This window comes from Pseudoalteromonas sp. AS84 (assembly GCF_038900255.1).
GTDB lineage: Bacteria > Pseudomonadota > Gammaproteobacteria > Enterobacterales > Alteromonadaceae > Pseudoalteromonas.
Genome location: NZ_JBBMQY010000049.1, coordinates 1 through 2,198, shown reverse-complemented (window position 1 = coordinate 2,198; position 2,198 = coordinate 1). Strand labels below are relative to the sequence as shown.

Below are 2,198 nucleotides of genomic sequence, written 5' to 3'. Positions count from 1 at the left end.
ACGTTTACAGATGCAGCAAATGCCACCCAAAGCATTGATGTACAAACCGACACCAATGGTAACTGGAGCGCGACACCAACAGGTATATTAGCTGAAGGGAATTACAGTGTTAGCGCCAGCATTATCGATGCTGCAGGCAATACAGGCACGGGTACAGACAGTGGCGAAGTAGATGTTACCCCACCAGATTTAGCGTTTACACCTACCTTCTTATTAGGCTCATTGGTGTTATTAAATGGCACCTCTGATTTACCGGCTGGCAGTGAAATTACCATTACCGAGCAACTTGTTGGCGGTGGCGTAGGGCTAAGTTACACCACAACCACAGATGCCAATGGTAACTGGTCATTAACTGGTATCGATATCTCATTACTTAATTTAGGCTCCGTGATCGCAACAGCGACCGATGCCGCAGGTAATACCCGTACAATTAGCTCAGATGACTTTGATAATACACCGCCGACACTCACTGTTGATGTTGCAGCACAAAGTGACAGCAATACACCGGTTATTAGCGGCACAAGTGATGCGGGGGAAGGCGCGCAAGTCACTATTGTAGTGACCGACAGTGATGATAATCCACAAACCATCACCGCGCTTGTGGATGCGGATGGCAACTGGAGTGCCACACCAGCGACACCATTAAGTGAAGGTCAAAGCACCATTGAAGTAAGTGTACGCGACAGTGTTGGCAACGAAACCACATTGAGTGACACCACTACCATCGACACGCAAGCGCCAACGCTCACCATTCAAAACGTGGGCGATGTCAGCGATTTAACACCCGAGCTTCAGGGCACCAGTAATGAAATTGGTGGCACCGTTACACTCATCATCACCGACAGCGACGGCGCCGTGCAAACCATTGACACTATAGTCGGCAGCGATGGGCATTGGTCTATTGAAGTGTCAACAGCCCTTGCACAAGGTGACTTTAGCGTTGTTGCCAGCATTACCGATGCGGCAGGCAACGAGAGCACAGCCAACAGCAGTGGTAATGTTGATACCATTACGCCAATCGTCACCGTTGATGTATTGGGCTTAGGTAACGACAGCACACCGACCGTTAGCGGCACATCAACAGAGCCCGCAGGCACGGTTATAAACATTGTTATTACCGACAGTAACGGTGATGAACACCCAATCACCGCCACCGTGGATGCAAATGGTGATTGGCAAGCAACCAGCCCTGAATTACCAGATGGAAGCTACAGCGTACAAGCCAGTATCACCGATGATGCAGGCAACACCGGCGGCGCCACACAATCAGGCACCCTTGATACTCTAGCACCGACATTAACACTGGATACAGTGGGTGCAATTAATAACAGCACGCCAACAATTAGTGGGACATCGAACGCGCCAGCAGGCACGGTTATAACGATTAACGCCACGGATGCAGATAATACAGAAACGTTCACAGCGACAGTGCAAGCCGATGGCAGTTGGTCAGCGGATGTACCGAACGCGCTAACGGATGGTCCACTCACTATCGAAGCAAGCGTCAGTGACAGTGCAGGCAACACCACCACGTTAAGTGAAACAGCAACACTCAACACCACGGCCCCAAGCATCAGTATTAATGCATTGGTTGATACCAACGACACCACCCCAACCATTAATGGTATAAGCGATGCGGCAGATAACACCACCATTAGCTTAACGTTTGAAGACAGTACAGGAAATATTACCACTGTTGATACAACCGTAACGGGTGGCGTCTGGAGCGTTGATGCACCAACTGATTTAGCCGAAGGCGAATACACCGTAACAGCTACCGTTAATGATGGACTGGGCAATATAGGGAGTGCAACAGAGACAGGTCAGATAGACCTTACTGGCCCGAGCCTTGTTATTACCGACAACGGCGTAGGCAACGATACCACCCCAACTATTACCGGTACCAGCGATGCACCGCAAGGCAGTACGGTAACGGTTATAGTGACAGATACCAGTGGCACACCACAAACAATGAGCGCCACCGTACTTGCCAATGGCACGTGGTCAATTCCTCTACCGGTAGCACTTGCAGAAGGTGCATACACCATTAGCGCGAGTGTTGAAGACACCGCTGGCAATGAAGCAACAGCCACAGGCACTGGTGAAATAGATACCATTGCACCGACACTTGTACTTACCAGCCCAGGTTCAAGTAACGACATCACCCCGACACTCAGCGGAACAAGCGATGCCGTTGA

At 50.3% G+C, this 2,198-nt stretch carries 1 protein-coding gene; it reads left to right on the top strand.

The window, feature by feature from the left end; genetic code table 11:
- On the top strand, window positions 1-2,198 hold a 2,198-nt coding region (locus WNY79_RS20775; RefSeq protein ID WP_342876790.1), incomplete at both ends, for an Ig-like domain-containing protein.